The sequence below is a fragment of the Mycolicibacterium lutetiense genome, assembly GCF_017876775.1.
In the GTDB taxonomy this organism is placed as follows: Bacteria; Actinomycetota; Actinomycetes; order Mycobacteriales; family Mycobacteriaceae; genus Mycobacterium; species Mycobacterium lutetiense.
This window is the reverse complement of record NZ_JAGIOP010000001.1, coordinates 1-24,773: the sequence shown is the minus strand read 5'-3', so window position 1 is coordinate 24,773 and position 24,773 is coordinate 1. Positions and strand designations below refer to the sequence as shown.

Here is a 24,773-nt window from a genome sequence, read left to right as displayed (position 1 = left end):
TTCGCGCCATGTTGACCTGCACGTTGAACGAGAACGGCAAAGCGAGTCGTCGTTGATGCCGGGTGCGGCACCAGTTCACATACGGCCCGACGTTTACCCTATTTTCGTAACTCCGCTACACTTGGTCGCGTTCCTGCGGGGATTAGTCGCGTTCCTGCGGTGGGATTAGTCGCGTTCCTGCGGTGGGATTAGCCTCGATCCACTGATGAATTGGGGTAGGTGTGCCTCGCTGGGCTGTTGAGGGCTGGTCCTGGTCGCGGGCAGGGGGTATCTGCTGGTCTGTCCAGCTGTTCCTGTGCGCTCCGGTCGGGCCTTTCGGCATATGGTCAGGTGGTGGCGATTTCTGGTGGGCTGTAGCCGATGGTGTTGCGCCACAACGTGAGCCAGTGCTCTGTCCAGGGCCAGTGCGCTGGTAGGTGCAGGATAGGTTGGCGTTGCGGACGGGCCAGGCGGGCCGGGATAGTGATTATCTTGCGGCGCAGTGTCGCCCCGCGGGCGACCGCGTGGGCACCTCCGGCCAGGACGCCGACGGCGCGCAGCAGGTTGTGGGCGATCGCGGCGCACAGGATCCAGGCCGAGTTCGCGCCGAACCGCCCCGAGGGCATGTGCGCCAAAGGTCCGTCGATGAGGTCGGCGAACACGGTTTCGATGATGGCGTGGCGGCGATGAGTGATGTCAGCGGCGTCGACGGGTTCGTCGGAATTGGTGAAGAACGGGTGGTACCGCCACACCGGAAACAGCGCATCGAGGAACCGCGCGTCTTTGACCCGGCGCACGACCAACCGGGCGGTCACCGGAGTCTTGGTGGAACCGAAGGCTGTGTAGGTGGTTTCGGCGACTTCGGCATCGGAGATCCAGGCGCCGGTGTCGGGGTCACGCACAGCACCGGGATAGTTCACCGGGGTCCACGCGGTCTCGGGAATTGCGTCAATGGCGGCGGCAACTGCTGCGGTCTTGGTCAGCACCAGCGAGAACCGGACACCTGCTCGGTGGCAGGCGGTGACCACGGTGCTATTGCCGTAGGCCGAATCGCCACGCACCAGGATCTGCCCGGTGACCCCGGCAGCACGGGCGGTAGCGGCCGCTTGAGCGATCATGCGGGCTGCGCCCTTGCCGGAGTTGGCCTTGCCCGCCCGCAACCTCGCCCCGGCGATCACCGGCGCACCGTGGTCGGTGCTGATCGTGGTGATCAACGGTGAGAGGCCTTTGCGCAGGATCTGCCTGCCGGCGATCTTGGTGTGTCCGTAGCTGGCGCCCTGCTTGGCGTGCCCGTAGACCGGGCGTAGTAGTGAGTCGATGTCGATGAACGCCCGTCCGTCGGCGCCGGGCAACAGATCGACACGCCCGCACAGCGCGGCCAGGTGTTCGCGCAGGACAGATTCGAGCTGGCGGGCATGCCCGAAGGTGAACTCCCGCAATAAGGTTCCGATCGTCGACGGGGCGTACACACCACCGAAGAGGGTCTTCATCCCACCCGAGCGCACAACGTCTAGGTCATCAATGCTGTCCGCGCCGGCGCACATCCCGGCGATCAGCGTGGTCAGCTTCGGTGACGGATGGGCCGCGGCCGAACGGATCCGCTCACAGGTGAACCGGATCTTGTCGGCCAATAGCTGCGACAGACCGGTCTGGTCGGCCAGGGTCATCACCGGCACCAGCCCGGCGCACGACACGAGATGTGCATCATCGAAGACCGCCGACGACACGGCGAACCTATGGGACACTTGCACCGGAAGCGCCTTTCTGAACGTGGGCTGATCGAAGTGTGGTAACTCCAATCATCCCAGCTCAAAGGGCACTTTCCTTACATCAACACCCTCCGAACAGGCGATTCATCGGTGGATCGAGGGTTAGCCGCCCCGGACTTGACCCGAGACGACCTGATGTGAATTGTGTTGTCCAACAACCGTGTCAGGCCAGCTTGCTCGGCCAGGGCCATCACCGGGACCAGCCCGGCGCACGACACGAGGTTGTCCTCGTCGAACACCGCGGAGTCGGGACCGAACGTGTGGGACACTCGCACTGGAAGTGCCTTTCTTGTGCTGGTCGGATTGTTGCGTAGAGAACACCAATCTTTCCAGCTCAGAGGGCACTTTCCTCATTCCGACACCCCAACAACCAGCCCATTCATCGGTGGATCAAGGATTAGTCGCGTTCCTGCGGTGGGATTAAAGGAAGTGAGACCCATGAGCAGCGCGTCCGCGGACATTCTTAACCCGATTCCGGCCGATGCCAATGGACTTGCCGATGTCCTCAGCTTCATCGAGGCGCATGAGGCCCGTCACAGGGCCTCACCCGAGTCTGCCTTCTTCCTGTCCGGCGCGGGCGAACACGACCGTGTCGAACTCACCGAACAGCTATACGACGTTCTCAAGCGCGTCGCGCACGCTCTTAATCACGGCCAGTCGATCAGCATCCTGACCCGCGACCAGGAAATCTCCACCCAGCAGGCCGCCGAGATCCTCGGTCTCAGCCGGCCCACGGTTGTTCGCCTTATCCAAGACGGCGAGTTAGACGCGCACGTGCCCGGCGCGGTCCGACGCAAGCTGCGGCTCGCCGATGTCCTTGCCTACCGCGAGGAGCTCCCCGCCCGACGCAACCGGTTCATCGCCGAGAGCTCGGAGGAGTTCGCGAATGCCGACGCCGACGAGGTCGCCGAGTTACTCGCCAAGGCGAAACGCAAGCGTTGACCGTCCGCGGCGTCTGAAAGAGTCTCCGACGTGTATCGCGCCGCGTAGGACCTCTCCTGACAAGCCCCTGGGCCGAGGTTCGGGTGTTCAGTTTCTGAACACCCAGAGGTCGGATCTGGTTCGGGTGTTCAGTTTCTGAACACCCAGAGGTTCGATCTACCGATATCCATGCACGGCAAGCGGCGTCATAGCTTCTACGGCACGACGGTGCCAGCGCAGGCTTATGCAACTGAACCGTTCGGGTTACGAGCCAGTTCCGTTGGCAACGGAATACCCTCATACCGCGAACACGCGCGAAGTTCGTTCAGCCTGCATGCGTTATGACGTGGGCATATTCAACCCGTTCGGGTAAATCCCTTGTTCCGAAACCATCGGAACTGATATATTTCCCGAACAGGAGATGCTCATGACTGAACCAATCACTTCACCGCCGGGCACGGAGGCGGAGATCTTGACCAAGTGCACCGAGCTACTCCGCGATCGTCTACCTGACGACTGGCGAGTCGACGTTCAGAGACCGCCGATGGACGCCGCGATAGACGCGATCCTGGCACTCACCGCACCTTCAGGTGAGCAGGTTCGTTTCCTCGTGGAGGCGAAGAGGCTGCTCGTCGGCCGCGACGTTCCGAGAGTCTCTGAACAGTTGCGGTGGGCAGCAGATCGCGAGCTCATCGACACCAAGACCATGGTCATGTCCCGATACCTCGCGCCCCCAGTGCGCGAGCGGCTGTCGCAAGAGAACATGTCGTTCATCGACGCCACCGGCAACGTCTTGATCCAGTCGTCACGTCCCACGCTATTCGTTCGCGATCGGGGCGCCGATAAAGATCCATGGCGAAGCCCGGGCCGGCCACGCGGATCGCTGGCAGGTGAGCCCGCCGCTCGTGTAGTCCGGGCACTCATCGCAAAGCGGGGTCCGTGGTCGGCACGCGATCTCGTCGGCACGTCCGGGGCATCCACCGGCGCAACGTATCGGGTGTTGGAGTTCCTTCAAGAAGAGGGGCTGGTGCAGAAGATGGGAACGGACTACGTCCTGAAGGACTGGCCAACCCTCCTACGCCGATGGAGTCGTGACTACAGCTTCTTCCGCACCAACCGCACATCAAGCTACATCGAGCCTCGCGGCCTAGAAGCGCTGCAGAGCAAAGCTGCCAACTCTCAGTACTCGCAGTACGCAATAACCGGAACGATCGCGGCAGCGCAGTGGGCGCCTTACGCTCCCGCCCGCGCGGCGATGGTCTACGTCGATGATGCGGCGCGCGCAGCAAAGGAATGGGGCCTACGGCCAGCGGATAAGGGCGCGAATGTGATTCTCGCCGAACCTAAGTACGACGTCGTGTTCACCGGAACCGGTACCAATCGCGACGGTGCGGTCATTGTCGCGATTGAACAGGCGGCAGTAGACCTACTCACGGGTCCGGGCCGAAACCCCTCCGAGGGAGAAGAACTCATCTCATGGATGGAGCGCAACGAAAGTGATTGGCGCCGTGGATGATTTACTCATCAAAGCCCGTTCAGCCCTGCTGGACGCCCTCGAAGCCCTGACCGAGCAACACGATTCGATCGTCGTGGTCGGCGCGCAGGCCATCTATCTGCACAGTGGTCACGCAGACGTTGCGATCGCCGAGGCAACGAAGGACAGCGATCTGGCGGTCGACCCGCGGGGACTCCCCGAAGAGCCACTTCTTGAAGAAGCGATGAAACGAGCTGGCTTCTACCCGAACGTGAACGGGCAGCCTGGAGCATGGCTAAACCCGGCAGGCATCCCGGTCGATCTGATGGTTCCAGATGCTTTGTCGCAAGGCGGTAGGTCTCATCGCGGTGCCCGGATCCCACCCCACTCCAACCAAGCAACAAGGCGGACCGTCGGGTTGGAAGCCGCCGTAGTGGACAACGAGCTCCGTACGATATCTGCGCTCGACCCTGACGACACAAGGACTTTCGAAGCCCGAGTCGCCGGGCGAGCCGCACTCTTGATTGCGAAAGTCCACAAGATCCATGAACGGCGCGACCAACCTGACCGCCTCAACGATAAGGACGCTCACGACGTCTACCGCCTGCTCGTAGCAACAACCGACACGGCGGCACTCGGATCGAGCTTTCAGCGCCTACTGTCCGACCCGATCTGCAAGACGGTGGCCGAGCAGGCTCTCGATTGGCTGCCCGTTCTTTTCGCCGACGGCCCCGATGCACTTGGATCGGTCATGGCAGGTCGGGCAGAGGAAGGGATCGGAGACCCCGACCTGGTGGCAGCTTCTGTCGCCGCGCTTGCAGCTGATGTGCTCGCTGCCGTCGCGGATGCGTCCAGGTAACCACCCAAGAGCGAGGGATACGTGCGCCGTAATCGGCGAGCAATCACCACAGGTCTGCGGGCACGCTCTTCGTGAGCTTCAACAGATCCGCCTCTACCTGGTCGGTGAACCCACCGATTAACGCGGGGAAGTGCAGCCTGTGGGCCAGTTGCATGACAAGCACGGGATCAGCAACAGCGCGAGTCGAGGTGCTCATGGACAACCGCGAGGTCACGGGCGCGGTCACGGGCGATCCGCTTCGACTTCACCGTGAAGTCGGACTTCTCGATGACGATGAGCTGCATCCCGTGTGCGGGGATCTCGGTGCGCTTGCGTTCGTCGTAGCGGCGGCGTTGCTCGGCGCGGCCGACCCCGGAGACGGTCTGCCGACGGTCGAAGAACTCCACCGCTTCTGAGTGCTGCTCCTCCTGGAACTCCACGACGAGCCCAAGGCTGGGCCAGTACCCGTCGACGGGAAGCTCCGTACCGCGCGGTCGCGATGGTGACGGGTCTCCGCGGAGCCAGTCGAACCGCTGCTGGCGCCGTCCCCGAATCCCGAGGATCTCGTCGCACAAATCGAGGACGTAGTGCTCGTCGGAGTCGGCGCGGCGGGCCATGGTGCGATCGTCTCACCGGTATTCACCCCGCTTGCCCACGCCCCGCGGAAACACTGAAATCGCACGGAAGCGGCGGTGCGCCCGGCTGCGCTCTGTACGTCGGATTACGGTGTGCTGATGCGGTGGTACGCGCGCCCAGACGGTGACTGCGCACGGCTGAACCTCGCGCCTCAGCTCGACTCCTGGGACCGGGCTGACAACCGCAGCCAGGTGCAGTTGGGGAAGTTCCTGGACGAAGCAGACACGCTGCTCGCGGCGTCGCGGATCGACGGCCCGTGGGCGCTGCGGCTCGACGTCGGCTTGGCGCCGCACCTGGACCTGCTGGACAAGCGGGACCTAGACAACTACGCGAAGCCCCTCGCCTCCCGACTGTCCGACGACGGGCTGGTGTCGGTCTGGTGCACCAAGCGCAGCGGTGGGCACTCCGCCGTGAGGACCGAGGCAGCACGCGAGGTGGCCGCGCCGTCGACCGAAGTTCTGCAAGCGACGACAACCGCCTCATGGGACGGACCCGCGGCGAAGGAGCAGATCCGCTCGGCCCTCGCCGGTGTCCCGGCGCTGCCGGATGGACCCGTCAGGCTCGAACTGGCCTTCACCGTCGGGCCGAGCAGGAACTGGCAGAACCTGTGGAAGCCGACCATCGACTCGCTGGGCGCCCTCCTCAGCCATGAGCAGCCGTTCCGCCCATGGAACCCCCGCGACGGCAGGATCACCGAGCTGGGGATGCACCTCGACATCGATCCGGCACTCCGATACGACGTGGTCATCGGCATCGCAGCTAGTCCCGCCGCGGCGGTGCCGCCGGGCGACCAGTAGGCACACCACAGCTACCCGACCTCGAACCCCCACCTGATCGCGCGGGCAAGACTCGGCGCGTAGTAGCCACGGTCGGCGGTCTTCTTGAACCGCAGGGACCCGGGGTGCTCCGGGAAGAGCAGGTACGTCGCCGCGAGCCTCGGGGTGCGCGGCTTGACGAACGGCCACGGCAGGCGCCGCACATCGGGGTAGCGCTCCGCGAGCACCTTCTCCGCGTCTTCGCCCAGCCCGATGATCAGCCGCGGCGACACGACGTCCAGCTCCGCGTGGAGGAAGTGCAAGCAGTTCTCGATCTCGTACGGACGCGATTTCCTGTCGTCCTCGGGGTGGCAGTGCACCACATTCGTGATGAATAGCTCGGGCTTTTTCCGGTCGGCGAGTTCCAGCGCCCGGTCGATGTAGATACCGCTGCCGCCGGTGAACGGGATCCCCGACTCCATGCACTTGCGGCAGAGGCTCTGCCCAACTATGGCGACGGGCGCGTGCGCCGACCCACGTCCCGGCGCCGACTCGGTCACCCCGGGCCGGTTCATGCCCGGGCACTGCCGGCAGGTGCTGATCCGCCGGGCGATGAGGTTCAACCGCCTCCGCCTGGTGTCCGTCGCCATGTCGCAATGGTCTCACCGGTCCCCGACGCGACGGCTGCGAATCCGAGAAGGTTCCCGCCTACGTCGGTGCCCCGTGCGACGCTGTCGCCCATGCCCCACACCGACGCCCAGCTGAAAGCCCTCATCGCCGCCTGCGAACAGTTCCGCGGTGCCGAGGCGCCTGGCGGTTACCGCGACGGACTCGCCCTCTGCGTGATCGATTCGGTGCAGTCCACCGGCGTCAACTACGCCAGCGTCGGGAAGGTGCTCGACCGCTACCGGGCCTACCGCCGGGAACAGGGCGGCGAACCGGCCACCGATGGCACCGCAGAGCTGCTGGCCAGCTTTGACGAGTGCAGTGGCCCGGACCCGTGGGCCAGCCGGATCGGCACCCGCAACCGCACGTCCACCCGCGGTGGGATCTTGAAGGCGGAGGCGATCCGAGACGCGGCCCGTGTGCTCACCGAGGCGGGGATCGACACCACCACCGCGCTCCGCGCAGCTGCCGACGACGAGGTGCGGCTGGAACAGATCCGGAAGGCGTGGGGGGCGGTGAAGGGCCAGCGCTCCGGGATCACGTGGCGCTACGTGCTGATGCTTGCGGGCGTCCCCGGGGTGAAGCCGGACCGGATGATCACGAGGTACGTGGCCGACGCGCTGGAGATACCGCGCCGCAGCGTTGGGTCAGAGTTCGCCGCCGAGATCGTGACCGCCGCGGCACCAGAGCTCGACATGTCGGCGACGGCCCTCGACCACGCGATCTGGCGGTTCCAGCGGGGACGTAAATAGGCGTCCCGGCTTACTCCGCAGGGAGGATGCCCAGCACGTCCCACCGGTTCTTCCACTCGGCGATGCGGGCCACCGGGATCGCGTGGTGGGTGCTCGCGTCATTCTTGACGCGGTGGCCGCCGGAGTCCGCGAGGTACTTGCTGTGCGCTGTGTGGATATCGTTCTCCATCCACCACTCCGGCACGATGTAGAACTCGGGGTATGCCTTTCCGAGGTCGACGAGTACCCAGTACTTCGTCTCGACCTCGGGTGCCCTCCGCTTCTTACCCCGCTTCGTGCTCGTCTGCCACGCGCCGGCCGTCTTCGTCTTGACCTGGATGCTGATCACGCGGTCGTGGCCGGCGTCGCTGGCTAGCAGGTCGATGTCGTGCATGTTCCCGGAGAACGTCACGGCGTAGCCACCGCGCCGGTGGATCTCGGCAGCGACGAAATGCTCCCCAGCCGAGCCGACCTGCTGGGTTGTGAGCTTGGGACGTTTGAACGCGGCGATCACGGGCTGACCGTATCGCCAGGCGCGGAACCTGACGACGATTCCGGCATTCCGCCGAGGCAGGCCCGCTCGACCGCGGCGCACTGCGCCCGCACCTCCTGCACCGTCGGCGACAGCTGGTAAGCATGGTGGTGACAGAAGCCGGTCAGCTGGTGCCACGCGTCGATGAGCGCCGGGCCCGCCGGTGTCTTGTCAAGGGACTTGAGCACGGCCAGTCTCGCCTTAGCGGTCCCGACAACTACCTGAACTCCCGTCAGCTCTGCGCAGCGGGCGTCGATCAGGTCCTCCACGGCCTGCCGTGCGAGGAACGCCGCCAACCGGGCGGAGTTGCCCAACGCGGTGCGGTCCGGGGAGTCGAGGAGTTTGTCGGCCCGTGCGAGCAGGACCTCGGCGTCGCTGGTCACCGTCCCTCCACGATGTCGCGGACGGTGTCGCGAAGGTTCTGGATGGTGCCGCAGTCCAGCGTGGCCCCGCGGTGGGTGCCTGACGCGGAAATCGCCAGTGTCGGGAATCTGTGTGCCCGATACGACTTCCAGCCGGACACGTCCCCGTCGGCGGTCCCGGTAACAGTCAACGCCACTCTCCGCTGGGTGGTCTTCGCCTCCTCCCACGCAGTGTCGGTCTCGTGGTATGCGGCGCCGGCCTTCGCGCGTTCACCGAAGTACCGCTGGTGGGCGGCGGCTTCGATCGCCATCCGGAACAGGCCTGGTGCCGCCTTCCGCTTGATCAGGTCGTCGATGTCGTCGTCGAGGATGAGGGCCTCGGCGTCGGCGACATACCGGTCTGCGGGTAGGTCGTTCGCCTTCACCACGACCAACGACCCCTGCTCGCGAGTGACGTCGAGCAACTGGGCCGGCACCGATCGTGCGCGGATCGCAGCCGGCAACCGGTCGTCGTGCGAGAACACGATCACCTGCCGCGTCTTGCCGAGCTCCACGAGCACGTCGAGGAACCCCGCGATCTTGGCGGGGTCCATGGCCTGGATCGGGTCGTCGAGCACCAGAAAGCGGAATGGACTCGCGGGCGTGGTGGCACGCGGAATGAACATGGCGAGCGCCAACGCGTGCAGCTCGCCTTGGCTCATCACCGTCAGCGCGCCGGTCGACACCCCGTCCACAGCACCGTCGACGACGACGTGACGGCGGTTGGCCACTCCCTCGAGGCTGATACTGCCGATATCGACGTTGCTCTCGTGCCGCATCCGCTCCCAGAACTCACCGGTCTGTTCCACCATCGGTGCCAGGCGCCGCTCCCGCAGCGTGTCGGCTGCCTCGCGCAGGCATTTCAACGCCCGCTTGACCTCGTCGAGGCTGGCGTCGTCCTTGCGCGCCGCGGTCTCCAGCTCGGCCCAGGCGACGATCGCACCGGCGGTGGGCGCCCACGCGTCCTCCAGACTGTCCGCCCGCTCTGCGGCTTCCTTGCGCAGCGCCGCGGCGGCCTCGTCGAGTTCCATGGCGGCCAGCTCGACGTGGCCGGGCTGGTCGGTAAGGGTGCCCGGCGCAGTGCGCGCGTCCTTCAGCGCCTCGGCGAACGGTCCCAGCGCGGCCAGGTCGACTCCCTCAACTGCGGCCACATCGGCGACCTCTCCGAAGAAGTCGTCGGCCGCCGACCGGGCCTGCTTCAGTCGCAACGCCAGGGCCTGATGCTTCGTGGTGCTCGCTTCAGCCGCCCTCAGGCGTTCCTCGGCCGCGGCGCGCCAGTCGGCGTCGAGGGTTCCGGTCTCGCACACCGGGCAGGCCCCATCGCCGGTGTCGGCGTGCAGGTGCAGAGCATCGCGTAGCAGCGCCGCCCGCGAGGCCAGCGCCTTCAATGCGGAGTCGGCCCCGGCCACGTGCGCCTCGATGGCCGCGCGCAACTCGTCGGCGACCTCGGTGGCCCTGGCTATCGGCGGGACTTCGAGCGCCGCGATCTTCCGCAACTTCGCGATGGTGGCGGCCTGCTCAGTCGCTGTGCCCAACGTCGTCGCCTTGATCGCGCCGAGGTCGTACGGCACCCGTGCGGTGAGTTTCTTCACCTGTTCTGCGCGCGGGTCGGTGACCTCGCTCAGGGAGTTGCGCAGACGAGTGCGGGCGTCGTTCGCCGTCTTGCGCGCCCCACCGAGCCGCTTCTCGGCGTCCTTGAGCCGGCCCTCGGCCGCGGCGACGTCGTCGAGCCCGAGCAGCGTGTCGAGCGCGTCGTACAACGCGGCCTGCCCCTCCTCGAAGACTCCGCCGAGCTCGTCGTACGACATCAGCGGCCGGTGAGTCTTGAGCGCCTGATCCCACCCCAGTGCGGCAACCGTCGCACGCTTCTGTCCCTTAATCTGCGACCAGCGTTCGGCCGCGTTCAGGTTGCAGCCCGGCGACCAGTCCACACCAACGGTGGCGACGGTCCCTGCGCGGCCGTCCTCGGGTTCCATCGCGAAATCGACCTTGATGGATGCCGGTTCGCCAGCGTGCAGGTTTCGCCACGATGCCTGCCAGTGCTGACCCTTCTTGGCCTCCCACCGGTAGCTGGTGCCGGTGAGCGCGTACTCCAGCGCCTCGGCGAAGCTGGACTTGCCGGAGCCGTTACGGCCGCTGATCACTGTGATCCCGCGGTAGGGGTTCACCTCCAAGGTGGCGCGCGGGCCCACGCCGCGGAACCCCGACACCGTGATGGACCGGAGGAAGGCGCGCAGCGGCGGCGGAGCGCTGGTCGTCTCGATCTTCGGCTGCTCTGGTGGCGGTGCGTCCCCACCGAGTTGATCGGCGAACTCGTCGTCTCCCCGCATCGACGCGGCGACGAGGTAGACGGTCTCGTCGGTAACCGCCTCGTTGTCTGCCAGTAGCTCCCAGATTTCCGCCTCGACCGAACCGCCGAGCCCCGCAGCGTCCACTTCATGCCCCCTCACAACCGGATGTGCACGCAGCCTTGCACACAGGAATGACACAGCCGGTGGACACGACTGCCGCCCAGCCGGTAGGCGGCCAGAAAGATCACAGATCCAGCACAATCAATGCTGGTGGCATCCGCGCGTCACGGTGTCGACCTAGCCTGACGCCGTGGCGGGGGCACAGTCCATCAAGTCGGCGGACCAGATTGGTCGTCTCGGCGTCATGTACCTGCGCTCGCTGCTCGCGCAGGCTGGCGTCGTGCATGCCGAGACATCCAGCGGCGAGGACCACCTGGCGGTCGACATGACGCTGGAGTTCATTGCTGGCGGTGTCCGGGTCCAGATCAAGACCGGCACGAAGGCGACGAACAAGGACGGCAGCCTCACCGTGCCGGTGACCGAAGCCTGGAAAGCGAAGTGGTCCGCTGCGCAAGTCCCGGTGTTCCTCGTGTACGTCCGCCTGGAGAAGTCGACGCCGACCGAGTGGATTGAGCACCCTGACCGGCACACCGTTGTCCACGCGCGAGCGCTGTGGGCCCGGGTGAACTCGGTGAAGGGCAAGAGTGTCAGACTGCCAGCGCAGAATCGGCTCACCGCCGAGACCTTCGCAACGTGGGCCGGCGAGTTCGACCAGCCGAGTGAGTGGGGAAAGGCGGCGAGCGCGTGACCTCAACAGCGCATGACCGTGTCGTCCGCTACCTCGCCGCGACTGGCTGGCTACCACCCGATGAGGTCGGTGAGGTCGGGGGCCTTTGGCGCCACCCGCAGTCACAGCACCTGCTGCCGGTACCGAACGAGTTGGTCGAGGGCGGCATCGACTGGCAAGTGATCGCGGAGCGCGTCGGGATGCTCGAAGGCGCAACCGCCGCGGATGTGGCAAGGCGGCTCGGCGGCGAAGCGGTAGACATCGCCAATCTGCGCGCGGCCAAGGACCTCGTCATCCGCGACACAATTCCCTACGCCGCGGGCGTCACCCTCGTGCAGTCGAGCTGGACGATGCTGCGGTCCTCGGCAACGACTGCTCTGGGACAGCGGGCGCTGATCCGCAACTACAGCAAGTCCGGCGACGAGCTGATCGCCTCCGCGCGGATGGCTCACACGCGAAAGGGATCGTTCATCATCCCAATCGTGCTGCCGCTCAGCGAGCCGCCCCCAGCCAAGAAGCAGGAATCGCCGACTCTGCCGGACATGGGCATCACCACCGTGCCGGAGCCACCCGAGCGGCGTGTAATGCGCACCTTCGCCGAGGCGCTCGCGACGTTGGACAGGGAGGTCGTTCAGCCGGAGCGTGAGCCCCGTGCCAGTGTCGACCCGGACCTGATCCGTTCAGGCGTCAGCCACCAGTTCGTGGCCGCCCTGCACCGGGTGCTCACGGAAGAGTCCGTCGAAGAGTTCAGCGCGACCTTCGAGTGGACGCCGTTGGGTGGACCCGCCCCGAAGGGTGTCACTGCGGTGTCGGTGCCTGCCACGGCGAGTGAGCGCATCGGGAACGTGGCCAGACGTCTGAAATCGCGAACCACGCCGCGAGTGGAGCAGTTCGTCGGACCGATCCAGGGTGTCCACCGCGACCACGACGCCGACACCGGGAGGGTGACGGTGGAGATCGCCCGCAACGGGCGGACCGCCAGCGTTTCCGTAAACGTGTCCCCCCAGGTACTGGACGAGGCGTGGCAGTGGGCGCGCGAGCGCAAGACAGTCGTGGTCAACAGCCGGGTGCACAGCACCCGCGAGGGGTTGCAGGCTGTTACTCAGGACGCCGTCGCCCCGCTAATGTTGGACGCTCCAACCGGCTGAGCGTCACTGGCGTGCCGTCAGCGCACCATGTTCGTACGCGCTGCGTCCAAGCGACGGTGGATCATCGACAAGGTTCCCAGCACGTCGAGCGCGTCCTGCTCGGACACCTCCCAGACCAGCCGTGGTTCGTGAGCGGCTGGGTTCCGGAATGCGGCGAAGATTCCTTCAGCCAGCAGCGCAACACCTTGCTGCTCGTTGCGTTCGGTGACCGTCGTACACGCGGTCAAAAGCACCCGGGGCGAATTGCCTCCCAGTGCCGCCTGCACCAACGGTCGCCCGTCCTCATCGAGCCCGGACTTCTCCCGCAGCCGGGCACCGAGTCCCTTGACCGCCTCGAACACGGCTTCGTAGTGGTCCTTACGCAACAGCTCCTCCCGGCAGTGGCGTATGACCTCCGGGTGTGCACGGCGCTCCTCCAACAACTTGCGCAACCGCTCGCTTCGGGCAGACGCTTCCGAGGCGGTGGTGGCGGTCTTCGCGGAGCCGATGCGCCCGTCATCGCGGACACGGTAGCCCGACAGCGACAGCACCTGCGTCAGCTCGTCACGAGCCACTGCGGCCTTGGGCTGGCGATCCCAGACCATGTCGGGTTTCATCGCCGCGGTGATAACGGCCACGATCGGACGGCCATCCCCTTGCGAATACTGCTTCTCCTGCATGCTGGCGGCGAGGCGCTTCCACTTCGTCTGGCCCTCGCCGAGAGGGTCCGGCATCCCTACCGACGCGAGGATCCGTGTCAGCTCGGGTCCGGTGTACAGCTCTCCGATAATCCTGGCGATGTTCTCGATCGAGCCGTGACCAAACGGTGCGATGGTGCTCGCTGCCATCGCAGCAGGCTATCGCTGCGGGCCGACAGAACTCGCGACACGCGTACGCTTTGAACCCTCAGTCTCGACCGCCTCCGCCGCCTAGGCTCTCTGACGCACGCGCCGATAGGTTGGGGGAAGAATGGGTTCGATCCACGAGGTGATGGACGCGTTCCGCGAAGCGCCGTCGAACTCGGAACGCGGGACCAAGTTCGAGAAGCTCATGGTCCGCTACTTCGACCTTGATCCGCTACTGTCGCAACAGTACGACGAAGTGTGGCGGTGGATCGACTGGCCTGGCCGTAAAGGCAAGCCCGACACCGGAATTGATCTCGTTGCCCGTGAGCGTGACAGCGGTGAGTACACGGCGATCCAGTGCAAGTTCTACGAGCCGACGCACACGCTGCGCAAAGAGGACATCGACTCGTTCTTCACCGCGTCGGGTAAGAACCCGTTCAACAACCGGATCATCATCTCCACCACTGACCGATGGGGAAAGAACGCCGAGGACGCCCTTGAGGATCAGACGATTCCTGTGCAGCGAATCGGTCTGGCAGAGATCGCTGACTCGCCGATCGACTGGGACATCGCCTGGGTAGACGGCGACCTACAGATCGACGTCTCAGAAGCGACCCGTCACGAGCCGCGTCAGCATCAGGCCACCGCGATCGAGAAGGTGTTCGTGGGTTTCGCCGCCGGCAACGACCGCGGCAAGCTGATCATGGCGTGCGGCACCGGCAAGACGTTCACCGCGCTCAAGATCGCCGAGCGCACCACAACCGAGAATGGTGGCAGCGCACGGATTCTGTTCGCGGTTCCGTCGATCTCCCTACTGAGTCAGACGCTGCGGGAGTGGACGGCGCAAACACAGCTGGACCTGCGTGCGTTCGCTGTTTGCTCGGATACGAAGGTGTCCCGCGCGGCGGAGGACATCAACACCTACGACGTGGCGATCCCAGTGACCACGAACGCGGCGACGCTGGTCCACGAGATGGAGCACCGCAAGCGGGCCAAGGGCCTGACGGTGGTGTTCACCACCTACCAGTCGCTACCGGTCATCGCCGATGCTCAGAAGCTGGGTGTGGCCCCGTTCGATCTGGTGATCTGCGACGAGGCGCACCGCACCACTGGCGTCACGCTGGAGGACGCGGCCGAGTCGAACTTCGTGCGCGTCCACGACGAGGACTACCTCCACGCGACGCGCCGCTTGTACATGACCGCGACGCCGCGGATCTACGACGAGACGGTGAAGGCGAAGGCTGACGAGCATTCCGCCGAGATCACCTCGATGGACGACGAGACGAAGTACGGCCCGGAGTTCCATCGTCTGTCGTTCGGGGAAGCCGTCGAACGCGGCCTGCTCACCGACTACAAGGTCCTGGTGCTCACCGTAGACGAGGAGATGGTCGCCGCGCCGTTGCAGGCCCAGCTTGCTGGCCCCGACGGAGAACTGCGCCTCGACGACGCGACGAAGATCGTCGGTGCCTGGAACGGCCTAGCCAAACGTGCCGGCAAGACCCCGGACGGTCAGGGATTCGCTCCGGGTGAGGCGCCGATGCGCCGGGCGGTTGCGTTCGCGAGGGACATCGCCGCGTCGAAAAAAGTCGCGGATCTGTTCCCCCGAGTCGTGGAGACCTACCGCGAGATGCTCACCGACAGCATCGACGACGGCCACGATGTGAACACCACCAACCTGGATCTCGCCGTACAGGTCCGCCACGTCGACGGCACCTACAACGCATTGGAACGCAACCGAGAGCTGCAATGGCTCAAGGCGCCGCTGCCGGAGAACGAATGTCGCATCCTGTCCAACGCCCGGTGCCTGTCCGAGGGCGTCGACGTTCCAGCACTGGACGCGGTGATGTTCCTGCATCCCCGCAACAGCGTTGTTGATGTGGTCCAGTCGGTGGGCCGGGTCATGCGCAAGTCCGAGGGCAAGGACTACGGGTACATCATCCTGCCGGTCGCGGTCCCGGCCGGTGTTTCACCGTCACAGGCACTGTCGGACAACCGCCGCTTCAAGGTGGTATGGCAGGTCCTCAACGCTCTGCGCGCCCACGACGACCGCTTCAACGCGATGGTCAACTCGATCGCACTGAATACCTCCTCGGAATTGCAAGCCACCGGGCAGGGTTCCGATCAACTACTCGGTGGACACATCGGTCCGACGACGGAGAACCCGGAGAGCATCGGCAACGGTGAGAGCACCGGCTCCACCGGCGGTGGCGACACCGCTTCGGACCCTGCTGCTGGAGTTGCAGACGGTGGTGGCTCTGACGGTGGGCGGTTGGCGTCGCAGATGGCGCTGTTCTCCCTGTCGGAGTGGCAGGAGGCGATCTACACCCGCATCGTCGACAAGGTCGGCACCCGCACCTACTGGGAGGACTGGGCCAAGGACGTCGCCGATATCGCCGCGGCCCTAATCGCTCGGATCAAAGTCCTGATCGACGGCGCCGACCCAGCAGTAACCGAGGCGTTCGCGAAGTTCCACAAGGGGCTGCAGGACAACCTCAACGATTCCATCACCCGTGACGACGCAATCTCGATGCTCGCGCAGCACCTAATCACCGCGCCGGTTTTCGACGCTCTGTTCGCCGGCCACGAGTTCGCGGCCCACAATCCTGTCTCGAAGACGATGCAGGCGATGGTCGACCAACTCGGTGGGGCGGGCTTGGAGGCTGAGACCGGGCACCTCCAAGGCTTTTACGACTCGGTGCGGGTTCGCGCCTCGGAAGTCACCACTGCCGACGGCAAGCAGCAAGTGATCGCCGAACTGTACGAGAAGTTCTTTAAAGTCGGGTTCGCCAAGCAGGCTGAGGCGCTTGGCATCGTGTACACGCCTGTCGAGATCGTCGACTTCATCCTCCGCGGCGCCGACCACGCTTCCCGCGAAGCCTTCGGCCGCGGACTCACGGACGACGCCGTACACGTCCTCGACCCGTTCATTATGCGAAATTTTGACGTCTCAAGAGACATCAAAACGGCCTGCGCCTAGACGTGGTTTCGCGCTAATTCTGCGGAGAACGCGCAACTTGAAATCCCGGGTTCAGAAGCGAAGCGTCATATCCCCTTTGGCTTGGTCGCGTCGAGGAACGCGCCGAGAGCATCGAGATTGTGCGCCCAGAAGATCGTGAGGCCGTCCTGCTGCGCGGACTCCAAGTTGTGCACCTTGAATACCCCGGAAAGCACGGCGGCGGGCACGACGAGCTTCCTTCCGAAGTCCTCGATCCAACGAACGGCTTTCACCGCTGCATCGTTGTTGAGGCGCTTGACGCTGTTGGTGGAGGAATTGGAAACTTTGCACTCGATGGGCATAGCGCGACCGTCCCAGAGGCGCACGATCAGGTCGGCCTTGCGTTCTCCGAACAGGCTCTCGCGGCAGAATTCACCCTGCGACGGTAACTCGCTGAGGTTGGTCACCGTTCGGGTAGGAACTTGGACGAACCCCTGACTGATCAAGTATTCGGCGACGTGGTCTTCCTGCTCGTTCTTCGACTCGTTGCGCCGTGCCGTCTCCACCTTTCGGGCAGCGATGAGCGCTGCCGTGGAGATTACGGCGACTTCCCGCTCTGTCGGTGTGGGCTCGCGGTTCTCCGATACCCAAGGGAATCGGTTGCGGTCGAGACCCTGCATCACCGTTTCGATGACCCGTTGTGCCCCAGCACCATCCTCAGATGTGAGCTGTTTGGTGCTCAGTCGCGTATCCGCGATCTCCTTGAGGTCGTCCTCGCTGATGGGTGGAGCGGCGAGATACCTGATGGAGGTCAGCATGTCGGAAGATTTAGTGAGAAGGTCTACGGCTTGTTCAGTTATCTGTGACAGGTCAACTGTGCCTTCGATCAGCTCCTCAATGGTCAAGCGGAACTCCTCAAAGCGATCCAGGTACTGCTCCAACGGCTCCTGCATTCGCAGTTCCACGAATTCCCTTCGCGCAGCCTCGGCGGCAGCAGCGAACTGCTCCTTGGTCCAGCGGGGTGACGGTGCTGGGGTCACGCGGTGACACCTGCTGTGAGCATGTCGATGTTGGGCACCACGATGCGTTCCATTTCCTTCGGCTCAAACTTCGTCAATCCGCCTGCGTACGTACGTCCTTCAGTAAGCGACACAGCAGTGCGCAGGTACGCGCCAAGGTTGTCCAGCACTGTGGTGCTCAGCTCTTGCCGCGGGTACAGCCCGTGCGCAATGTTGATGTGTCGGGCGTCCGCTTCGTTACGCACGAACGCGGGTGGGCGCCGCGCCATGTAGGTCGCAAGTAGTGGTGCTGCGTTACGAAGACCAACGCTCCACCACGCTCTCCGTGTGGCGGCAATATATCCTTCGTGCACCTTGCGTCCCTTGGCAATTCGGAGGAACTGGTCGATCTGCCTGCGATCATTGCTGTCGAACTGGTCCAGGTCCACGGGCAGGTCGATGACTACCTTCAACCCGTTGGGTGACGCCAAACGGTCACCTGCGCTGAACAGTTCGTGAGCCTTCGTGATGGACGGGAACAGGACACTTTCAGGGAGCTTAATGTCGGTGTGACGCTGCACCCAAACAGCATTGGCGCCCGTCACCGCGCCGCGGTGCACTCGGCACAGCTCTCCGAGTTCGACGTACCCGGTCGGCAGTTTCGGGGTAACCCGGGTTAGCACGGACCAGCGACTCGACTCGGTTAGCCGTTGGCGGGACACCCTGCGCCCCTTGCTCAGATTGCCTAGGTCGCTCACTTTCTCGACACGACGCAACTTCATCGACGCTGGGGCATCGCCCACCTTGAAGCACGTGATCGCGCCGGTGGTCGCTGCATCGGCAAATGGCGCGGCTGAAGGGTCCAGGACGTGGATCGACTCGCCGCCCAGCCCGTCCAGCAGGAGTTGACGAACCAGGCTGCCGTAGTTGACATCCATCCATTCACTTCCTGTGATGAATGTCCCGAAGTCGCCAGGCCTGCCGAGTTGCGCGGTGGCAAGGAAAAAATGCACGTGCAGTCCCGCTAGTCCGCTCGCTTTCAGGCCACGTGCCCGAGCAGTGTCGACGAGCCACTGCTTCCATTCGGAGTTGATCTGATGGTGACGGACGTACGGTGGGTTGCCGATAAACAGGGTCGATCCATCAACTTCAGGGAGATCTAGTGCGCGGTAGTCGCCGAGGCGCACCTCAGTGCGGTTACCTAGCTCGTGCACGGCGATGTTGGCGCGGAGCATTAGTGCGGCAACAGGGTCCACCTCGGCGGCAACCACCGAGGCGCTGGGGAACTTCTTGGCTGCCGCGACTAGGTACCGTCCAGAGCCTGCGCCGGGGTCCACGACGCGGGTGGGAGTGCCCTGCGCCGATGCCCAGGCGGTCATCGCGGCGATGATCGGCGACGGGGTGTATGTCTGCCCAAGTGGACGGCGCTCGGCGGGAGATAACAGGCGGCAGTACGTGTCACCGAGTGGATCAGCCCCGCGTTTGATCGCTGCACGTGCACGCGCCACCGCGGCGGATACCAACGGGGATTCCGCTGCGGAGACAAGCGCCTTCTCGTCGGAAGACAGCTCACCCACGGTGTCCGCGCCAAGGTCCACGCAGAGACGTGCGAGGTCGCTAAGAGAGTTCACGCCGCCCATACCCGGGATCGTCTCACCTACCACCGACGAGGAGGTGACGATGCGCCTAGCCACGGATACGGAAGACGCCGGGTGAGACGCGCTCGAAGTACCGTTCATCCTGGAGTGCGGAGCGGTACGAGGATTTTGGCGCTTCACCGATCTGTGGCATGAGGGCTGCCGTGATTTCGGCGATGCTGGCGGGCTCCCCCTTCTTGCCAGCCAGGTATTCGCGCATCGCGTTCTTCACCTCGCCGTGGGGGCGACGTCTACGTTGCTCGTCAGTCATGGCTACCTCCAATCCGAGATGTCGACTCTATAACGTCGACATTAGCAAGTGACTTGCGCATCCTCGTGCAGAACTACTGAAGTCGTGACCTGAGATGTCCCCAAGCACGTGGATTACCAGCGTCTACGATTCCGTCTGGCAGCCAAGGGCGTGACGGTGCCAGTCGGCACCTCTCCATTTTTTGCACGCAACTGTGCGTGAAGTTCTGCGATGACCGTGACGGCGGCTTGGTTCTTGCGTTCGAGGTCGGTGTTGCTTTGCCGCAACGTCGCGATGGTCTGCTTGAGCTTGGTGACTGTTCCCTGCAACTCGATGATCTGGGAGTCCCGCGGTGCGACCCGGGCGCCGACAGCGGTATTCCAGTCGGCGAGGACGGCGTCGGCCCGGTTCATGGTGGCGCGGCTGACACCGGCTTCGACGTGCAGGTTGGCTTTGGTGAGCCGCCCGTCGGTCCGTCTGGATTGGCCTGTGAGGAGTCGCTGCATGGCGTCGCGCAGCTTCTTCTCCGTCGCAGGGCTGACGGCGGTCACTTGGGGTCCTGCTGGGTGATTCGTCGGACGTCGGCGAGTTGGGTTTCGAGGCGCTGGCGGTGGACGGTGGCCATCTTCTTGTCCTTGAGTTTCTCGACGAGGTCGGCCTCCTCGTGGCGCCAGACCGGGAGGTGTTTGTCGGTGATGACCGAGTTTCGGCAGGTGGCCGGTTGGCACATGCTCGGGATGGGTCCGCCAGCTTTAACTGCGGCGGACGCGCCTTCCAGGCAGAGTGCCTTGCTCGGGTCACCGAGGCAGTGGTTGAGGGTGCCCAGGCGGATGGTGGCGAATTCGTCGCGCAGCAGGTTTCGGAGCATGCGTTCGTTGCCTACCGCGGCGGTGCTGCCCGCACGGTCGGTGACGCTGTCGAGGCTGTTGACGAATGTGGTCGCGCCGGGGCCGCGCACTTCTCGGTCACCGTTGGCGTGCCGTGCCCAGTCGGCGACGAGTTCTGCGGCGGCGGCCTCCTTGGCGTGGTGTTCAAACTCTTTGGCCCACTCCGGTGTGGGTGCCCCATACCCACTGGTAGTCGCGTTGGCTAGTGCTCGTGTGGCGTTGTGCTTGAGGGTGATTCCGAGGGCGATCTCGCCGTCAGGTTCGTTGGCGGTGATGACGGCCATGGTTCGGCGAAACATATGCGGCGCCAACGCTGTTGCGAGGATCGGTTCCAGCCCGTTACGGGGTGAGTGGTCGTTGACCCAGTTGATGAACAACCGGATCTGTTCGTGCTGGTCGAACCCGGCGAGGTCACGGTTGACGCCAGTGCGGACGCTGCCGAACAGTCTGCCTGGGTCACGGGTAATGCGTTCTGCGACTTCGAGGGCGCGAACGACCGGCGGGCTTACCCACCAGCGCTGTGGTGTACCCGCACCCGTCTGGCCTTTATGGACAGTGCTGGTGATCGCGGGGGCGCCATAGTGCGTGCCGATCGCTCCGGCGGCGATTCCCTGGACTTCGCTGTCCCGCATCATCGTCATGATTGCGACGAAAATATAAGCAGCGTTGCGGATTTGGGTGAGCTCTTTGCTTACGATGACGCGGTCGAATCCGCTGATCCATGGCCCACGTGTCCCGTCGGGTCGATCAACGACGGTGGGTGGAACGGAGGAGTAGCCGAACTTGGTGGGCACGCCGCCGGCGATCGCGTCGCGGACTCGTTGCCGTCGGGCTGGTCCGCTGCCGTTGTAGAAGTTGACTGCCCGGATCCGCGGCGTGGTACATAGTGCCAGGCCGTCCCAGTTGATCTCGCCGGCTTTTCCGCGTCCAAGCGTGTAGATGTGCAATGGAATGAAGGCATCGGGCGAGGTCAGCCAGGAGTTGATCGCTTTGTCGATGGTTTGTGCTGCTGGCCATTTTGCGGGATGCGGACTGGCATCCAGGGTTTCGATGTCTTCGCGGGCCGCAAGGACATCGGGGGCGAATACATCGATGTAGGTCCAGCAGGCGCGGATCAGCGGCCAGAATGCGTCCGGGGGGATAACCGGGGTCTTGATCTCGCCCGAGCTCCCGGTCTTGGACGCCCCCACCGTCACCCGCAACCCACCGTTGTGCATCAGGGGTCCGAATTCCACCAGGTGACGCAGCAGATCCTTGGCGGAATGCTCGGCGGTGGGCGCGCGGGTGGCGCGGACCGATGCGAGATAGGCCTCGCTGTCGTCGTCGATCCATTGCGACAGATCAGCGGTGCGATCATGGTCCTCAGCCCATCTCGCGAGGTATCGGAGCTCGGCGAGCGTGTGCTGGATCGACTTGATCTTGTAGGGCCGGTTGGACCGGTAGACGTGCGCTTCCCGAAGGATGCTGTGGGTCGGCTGCAGCATGGCCATTGCCAACGTCTTGGCGATCGGCACCCATGCCTCGGGGAGACCATCGAACCGCAGATGCGCACGAGACGGACTCAAGTTGGGGGCGATTCCGCCGGCGGTCAGATCCCAGCGGGGCATGTCACCGAATCGCGGTTCAGGGCCGGGTGCAATGCGGCGGGAAGCCGGTAGGACCGGTTCGTCGGCGGCGAAGGGTGGATCCCACGCCGCCGAGATCGGTGATGTGAGTTGGCGGGTCACTGTTCTGCCCTCTGTCCGAGCGGTCGATGAAGGTGAGCGGTTTGTTGGCGCGCTGCTTCGATGTGGTCACTGGTGAATTCATTGAGCACGGCGTCGATGTTGACTCGTTGCTGGCCGTAGATTTCACTGAACTGTATTGGTGGCATGGTCTTTTCGATGTCATCTAGCAGGTCGCGGTATATGACGAGGCGTGGTAAGTGGTCGCGGAAGATGACCGCGTTGCGACACTGCAGACACAGCGACGGCGATGCGTGGCACAACGAACCTGTCTGTCCCACGGGCGGTTCGTAGGGGTCTCGGCACGCTGAAAGTGTCAGCTGCTGCTCGGTCGGTGATTCTTCTGCGACTGACGCGACGAGGGCAGCTACATCGGAGTCAATTGGGCTGGCGGCGACGTCGGCGGCCGTCGCATCGATAAACGTCGGTCCATTTGATGCACGGTCGAGGACTTTGCGTTGGGCGCGCAGGACCGTCTGCGCGGCGATGGTGTGAACCGTGGTGGTCTGGGCGTAATGTCCCCTGAAGACTTCGACGGAGTGGTCGTCGCCGGCTGCGCCGTTGAGAGTACCGAGCAACGCGGCTCGCGCGCTTTTCACCGTCTTGCGGATCCTACGCATGTCGTGTGGTTCGCTGATTGACAGTCCATAGCGCCCGATCAGCTTGTTGAGCGAGTTGGGGCCGCCGAAATGCCTTGCACGGATGAAATATTGAGGATACTCGTCGGCGCGCCGGTTCCGGGCTGAGCGAATCCCTGTCACCCAGAACAGGGGCTCGTCGGGCGTGAGTGCGTGCGCATGCTGCATCGCGTGTGCGGCGCGTCGAATGAGGTCGCCGGCCTTCCATCCCCACGGCGGCTGTTGCGTCGAGGGCAGGGTGTGCCAACGGATTCGTTGCGCCCGCAGCTTGGTCGCTCGCACCCTGACAGACGAGTCTCCGAACTCGATGTCGCTGCGAAGGAGTCGGCGGCTCTCTTCGGGTGCCCACCCCGTTTGCAGGTGGAGTAGCACTCTGATGGCGAGAAGGTATTCGTCCTCTGGCGTGAGGTAGGCGCCCACGGCCGTCACCAGCGGGCGGGCCTTCAAACGGGCATCCCGGTTGACGCCTGACTCTTGGTCGACGTCACATCCATTCAGCGCTCGACGCGGCCCGGCAAGATGGACATGGAACGAGTCGTCGTAGGGAAGGTTCCGCAGAGCCCACAGAACATTCTCGACCCGATTCCATCCGTCCGGGCGAGGATCCGTACCGGCCGCCAGGAGGGCGTTGCCGTGGGCGAGCCGTTCTTCGGTATCGCGCACGATCGTTCGACATGTCTGCTCGAGCTGGAGGCGTTCGTTGTTGTTGAACTCGTCGAGCGGCAATCCCTCCCACACGCTGCCGTCCAAGACCCATCCGCTGGCCCAGTCCGCAAGCACTCCATCAAATATCTCGTGCGATTGGAGATATCGAGCGACGTGATTGCGCAGCTCCATACCGAGGTCTTTCGCGTGCACGCTGGGCGGCGGAAAGCGCACGATCATCGCCGATTCCCAGTCGTGTAGCCGACGTGCAACATCCGCCCCATCGCCGGACAACGTGAGAAATCGGTCGGCGCGATCGGTTAAGAACTCGCCGACCCGTCTGATGACCCCGCCTTGCCGGGAGATCGTTCCGGGGGTGAGATCTAGTGTCTCAGCGCTCTCCTTCCACGCATCGGCGAGCTCGGCGACCAGTCGCGTGGCCACATAGTCACTCGGACTGATGCGGGCGGACTTCATCGGACCACCAGGCGGGAAGATAACGACTCGCGGTTCACGGTCATCGGTGTCACGACGATTGCGCCTCCAGCTCGTCCAGAACGTACGTGGAGTAGTCGCGGGTGTCGTCGTTCCAGGATTCAAAAGCTCGCTGGATCAACTCATCTGACTCGTCGACATAGCGGAGGTAGACCATCGTCGTGGACGGGCTGGCGTGCCCGAGCAGGCGTTGCAGTGTCAGCAGCGGATTGTGGACGACATGTTCGCTGATGGTGCCGAATCCTGTTCTCGGCCGGGACTGCTCGAACTGCGCCGCTCTCCGTTGAAGGCTTCGCAGCATGACGACGGCGAATGTGTGTCTCAGGTCATGGGGTGTGACGGCCGGGGGCATGGTGGGCGTGGCGCTGCCGAAGGCGGCGAGGCGGTTGTTGGCGTCCTGGAAGGACTGATGCCAGCGTCGCTGTGACGGCGGGCGGCCTGCCCTTGCCCACAAAGAGCGACATGGGCTCGATGGAGCCAGCCTCGTCGATTCTGACCAAGAGACGGCGCACGTCGGGAGGGATCGCAGCGAACTCATCGCGCTTATCGATCCCTTTGTACCGGTAGGTGAGCTTGCCTGCCGCCGGGTCAACATGTGTGACGACTGCCAGTGTCGGCAGCATTCCGCCGCAGAGCATTCTGAGCCTTGCGGACAAGGGATTGCGTTCTGTGCCGCGGTAGAGTTCAACGGCCTTGACGGTCGAGGCCGGGATATAGACCCGCCGGCGACGCTCATTCTTCGCGCAATGCTTCCAGCACCAGCGACGCGCCACCGTCGGATGAAGGCACCTCGACGTCCAGCAGCGTGGACC

The 24,773-nt window shown here is 64.4% G+C and carries 21 protein-coding genes and 3 pseudogenes; 8 read left to right on the top strand and 16 right to left on the bottom strand.

Translation table 11 applies throughout. The features are described from left to right. Positions 1 to 326 precede the first annotated feature (326 nt). Both JOF57_RS00115 and JOF57_RS31485 read right to left on the bottom strand, forming a co-directional pair. Positions 327 to 1,730, bottom strand: coding sequence for an IS1380 family transposase (locus JOF57_RS00115; protein ID WP_065204061.1), 1,404 nt, complete (start codon positions 1,728 to 1,730; stop codon positions 327 to 329). Between the two features lie 116 nt (positions 1,731 to 1,846). Continuing rightward, positions 1,847 to 2,023, bottom strand: a pseudogene (locus JOF57_RS31485) (IS1380 family transposase); the annotation flags it as partial. A 163-nt stretch (positions 2,024 to 2,186) separates the two neighbouring features. Here JOF57_RS31485 and JOF57_RS00110 point away from each other — a divergent pair. From JOF57_RS00110 to JOF57_RS00100, 3 genes are all read left to right on the top strand, one after another. Next, positions 2,187 to 2,690 carry an excisionase family DNA-binding protein gene (locus tag JOF57_RS00110; RefSeq protein ID WP_209912477.1) on the top strand — a complete coding sequence of 168 codons (504 nt, stop codon included), beginning with the start codon at positions 2,187 to 2,189 and terminating at the stop codon, positions 2,688 to 2,690. A gap of 406 nt (positions 2,691 to 3,096) precedes the next feature. Next, positions 3,097 to 4,185: a hypothetical protein gene (locus tag JOF57_RS00105; RefSeq protein ID WP_209912475.1), complete on the top strand. Its 1,089-nt coding sequence runs from the start codon at positions 3,097 to 3,099 to the stop codon at positions 4,183 to 4,185. After that, entirely contained in the window at positions 4,178 to 5,002 is an 825-nt protein-coding gene (locus JOF57_RS00100; RefSeq protein ID WP_209912473.1) for a hypothetical protein, read from the top strand. The genes JOF57_RS00105 and JOF57_RS00100 overlap by 8 nt, the downstream gene beginning before the upstream one ends. Before the next feature lie 167 nt (positions 5,003 to 5,169). Here the strand turns inward: JOF57_RS00100 and JOF57_RS00095 are convergent, their stop codons facing one another. Beyond that, the gene (locus JOF57_RS00095; RefSeq protein ID WP_209912471.1) at positions 5,170 to 5,598 is read right to left on the bottom strand and encodes a hypothetical protein; all 429 of its coding nucleotides are present in this window, start codon (positions 5,596 to 5,598) and stop codon (positions 5,170 to 5,172) included. 117 nt (positions 5,599 to 5,715) lie between these two features. On the opposite strand from JOF57_RS00095, the gene JOF57_RS00090 reads away from it, so the two are divergent. After that, positions 5,716 to 6,414 (top strand): hypothetical protein, encoded by a 699-nt coding sequence (locus JOF57_RS00090; protein WP_234937657.1) that lies wholly within the window; start codon positions 5,716 to 5,718, stop codon positions 6,412 to 6,414. A gap of 11 nt (positions 6,415 to 6,425) precedes the next feature. Here the strand turns inward: JOF57_RS00090 and JOF57_RS00085 are convergent, their stop codons facing one another. Further along, a complete protein-coding gene (locus JOF57_RS00085; RefSeq protein ID WP_209912466.1) occupies positions 6,426 to 7,022 on the bottom strand; it encodes a uracil-DNA glycosylase family protein in 597 nt (198 codons plus the stop codon). 90 nt (positions 7,023 to 7,112) lie between these two features. Between JOF57_RS00085 and JOF57_RS00080 the strand changes: the two genes are divergently transcribed. Further along, positions 7,113 to 7,790, top strand: a complete 678-nt coding sequence (locus JOF57_RS00080) for a DUF8548 family protein (RefSeq protein ID WP_209912464.1) — start codon at positions 7,113 to 7,115, stop codon at positions 7,788 to 7,790. A gap of 10 nt (positions 7,791 to 7,800) precedes the next feature. On the opposite strand, the gene JOF57_RS00075 is transcribed toward JOF57_RS00080, so the two are convergent. From JOF57_RS00075 to JOF57_RS00065, 3 genes are read right to left on the bottom strand one after another with little or no spacing between them, the layout of a single operon-like run. Next, a complete protein-coding gene (locus JOF57_RS00075) occupies positions 7,801 to 8,283 on the bottom strand; it encodes a hypothetical protein (RefSeq protein ID WP_209912462.1) in 483 nt (160 codons plus the stop codon). Then, entirely contained in the window at positions 8,280 to 8,684 is a 405-nt protein-coding gene (locus tag JOF57_RS00070) for a hypothetical protein (RefSeq protein WP_209912460.1), read from the bottom strand. The genes JOF57_RS00075 and JOF57_RS00070 overlap by 4 nt, the downstream gene beginning before the upstream one ends. Continuing rightward, the gene (locus JOF57_RS00065) at positions 8,681 to 11,137 is read right to left on the bottom strand and encodes an AAA family ATPase (RefSeq protein WP_209912458.1); all 2,457 of its coding nucleotides are present in this window, start codon (positions 11,135 to 11,137) and stop codon (positions 8,681 to 8,683) included. The genes JOF57_RS00070 and JOF57_RS00065 overlap by 4 nt, the downstream gene beginning before the upstream one ends. Before the next feature lie 166 nt (positions 11,138 to 11,303). Between JOF57_RS00065 and JOF57_RS00060 the strand changes: the two genes are divergently transcribed. Beyond that, positions 11,304 to 11,801 carry a DUF4365 domain-containing protein gene (locus tag JOF57_RS00060; protein WP_209912457.1) on the top strand — a complete coding sequence of 166 codons (498 nt, stop codon included), beginning with the start codon at positions 11,304 to 11,306 and terminating at the stop codon, positions 11,799 to 11,801. Further along, on the top strand, positions 11,798 to 12,928 hold the full coding sequence (locus JOF57_RS00055; RefSeq protein ID WP_209912455.1) for a hypothetical protein: 1,131 nt from the start codon (positions 11,798 to 11,800) through the stop codon (positions 12,926 to 12,928). Before JOF57_RS00060 ends, JOF57_RS00055 begins: the two co-directional genes overlap by 4 nt. 17 nt (positions 12,929 to 12,945) lie before the next feature. Here JOF57_RS00055 and JOF57_RS00050 read toward each other — a convergent pair whose 3' ends face one another. Beyond that, positions 12,946 to 13,755, bottom strand: coding sequence for a TIGR02391 family protein (locus JOF57_RS00050; RefSeq protein WP_209912453.1), 810 nt, complete (start codon positions 13,753 to 13,755; stop codon positions 12,946 to 12,948). Positions 13,756 to 13,876: 121 nt separating this feature from the next. Here JOF57_RS00050 and JOF57_RS00045 point away from each other — a divergent pair. Further along, positions 13,877 to 16,678 (top strand): annotated as a pseudogene (locus JOF57_RS00045) (restriction endonuclease); the annotation flags it as partial. A 116-nt stretch (positions 16,679 to 16,794) separates the two neighbouring features. Here the strand turns inward: JOF57_RS00045 and JOF57_RS00040 are convergent. From JOF57_RS00040 to JOF57_RS00005, 8 genes and pseudogenes are all read right to left on the bottom strand, one after another. Beyond that, a complete protein-coding gene (locus tag JOF57_RS00040; RefSeq protein WP_209912449.1) occupies positions 16,795 to 17,727 on the bottom strand; it encodes a XamI family restriction endonuclease in 933 nt (310 codons plus the stop codon). Next, positions 17,724 to 19,379, bottom strand: coding sequence for an Eco57I restriction-modification methylase domain-containing protein (locus JOF57_RS00035; protein ID WP_307869928.1), 1,656 nt, complete (start codon positions 19,377 to 19,379; stop codon positions 17,724 to 17,726). The genes JOF57_RS00040 and JOF57_RS00035 overlap by 4 nt, the downstream gene beginning before the upstream one ends. Beyond that, a complete protein-coding gene (locus JOF57_RS00030) occupies positions 19,372 to 19,593 on the bottom strand; it encodes a hypothetical protein (protein ID WP_209912447.1) in 222 nt (73 codons plus the stop codon). Before JOF57_RS00030 ends, JOF57_RS00035 begins: the two co-directional genes overlap by 8 nt. A gap of 113 nt (positions 19,594 to 19,706) precedes the next feature. After that, complete coding sequence (locus tag JOF57_RS00025; protein ID WP_209912445.1) at positions 19,707 to 20,123, bottom strand: hypothetical protein; 417 nt, start codon at positions 20,121 to 20,123, stop codon at positions 19,707 to 19,709. Beyond that, entirely contained in the window at positions 20,120 to 22,186 is a 2,067-nt protein-coding gene (locus JOF57_RS00020; protein WP_209912443.1) for a hypothetical protein, read from the bottom strand. Before JOF57_RS00020 ends, JOF57_RS00025 begins: the two co-directional genes overlap by 4 nt. Beyond that, a complete protein-coding gene (locus JOF57_RS00015) occupies positions 22,183 to 23,943 on the bottom strand; it encodes a hypothetical protein (protein ID WP_209912441.1) in 1,761 nt (586 codons plus the stop codon). Before JOF57_RS00015 ends, JOF57_RS00020 begins: the two co-directional genes overlap by 4 nt. Positions 23,944 to 23,992: 49 nt before the next feature. After that, on the bottom strand, positions 23,993 to 24,262 hold the full coding sequence (locus tag JOF57_RS00010; RefSeq protein ID WP_209912439.1) for a hypothetical protein: 270 nt from the start codon (positions 24,260 to 24,262) through the stop codon (positions 23,993 to 23,995). A 25-nt stretch (positions 24,263 to 24,287) separates the two neighbouring features. Next, positions 24,288 to 24,773, bottom strand: a pseudogene (locus JOF57_RS00005) (hypothetical protein); the annotation flags it as partial.

Excerpts from the sequence above, each read along its gene's own strand:
- JOF57_RS00015 (WP_209912441.1), bottom strand. The coding sequence starts at position 23,943 with ATGAAGTCCGCCCGCATCAGTCCGAGTGACTATGTGGCCACGCGACTG.
- JOF57_RS00085 (WP_209912466.1), bottom strand. The coding sequence starts at position 7,022 with ATGGCGACGGACACCAGGCGGAGGCGGTTGAACCTCATCGCCCGGCGG.
- JOF57_RS00080 (WP_209912464.1), top strand. The coding sequence starts at position 7,113 with ATGCCCCACACCGACGCCCAGCTGAAAGCCCTCATCGCCGCCTGCGAA.
- JOF57_RS00090 (WP_234937657.1), top strand. The coding sequence starts at position 5,716 with ATGCGGTGGTACGCGCGCCCAGACGGTGACTGCGCACGGCTGAACCTC.
- JOF57_RS00095 (WP_209912471.1), bottom strand. The coding sequence starts at position 5,598 with ATGGCCCGCCGCGCCGACTCCGACGAGCACTACGTCCTCGATTTGTGC.
- JOF57_RS00050 (WP_209912453.1), bottom strand. The coding sequence starts at position 13,755 with ATGGCAGCGAGCACCATCGCACCGTTTGGTCACGGCTCGATCGAGAAC.
- JOF57_RS00030 (WP_209912447.1), bottom strand. The coding sequence starts at position 19,593 with ATGACTGACGAGCAACGTAGACGTCGCCCCCACGGCGAGGTGAAGAAC.
- JOF57_RS00105 (WP_209912475.1), top strand. The coding sequence starts at position 3,097 with ATGACTGAACCAATCACTTCACCGCCGGGCACGGAGGCGGAGATCTTG.
- JOF57_RS00010 (WP_209912439.1), bottom strand. The coding sequence starts at position 24,262 with ATGCTGCGAAGCCTTCAACGGAGAGCGGCGCAGTTCGAGCAGTCCCGG.
- JOF57_RS00110 (WP_209912477.1), top strand. The coding sequence starts at position 2,187 with ATGAGCAGCGCGTCCGCGGACATTCTTAACCCGATTCCGGCCGATGCC.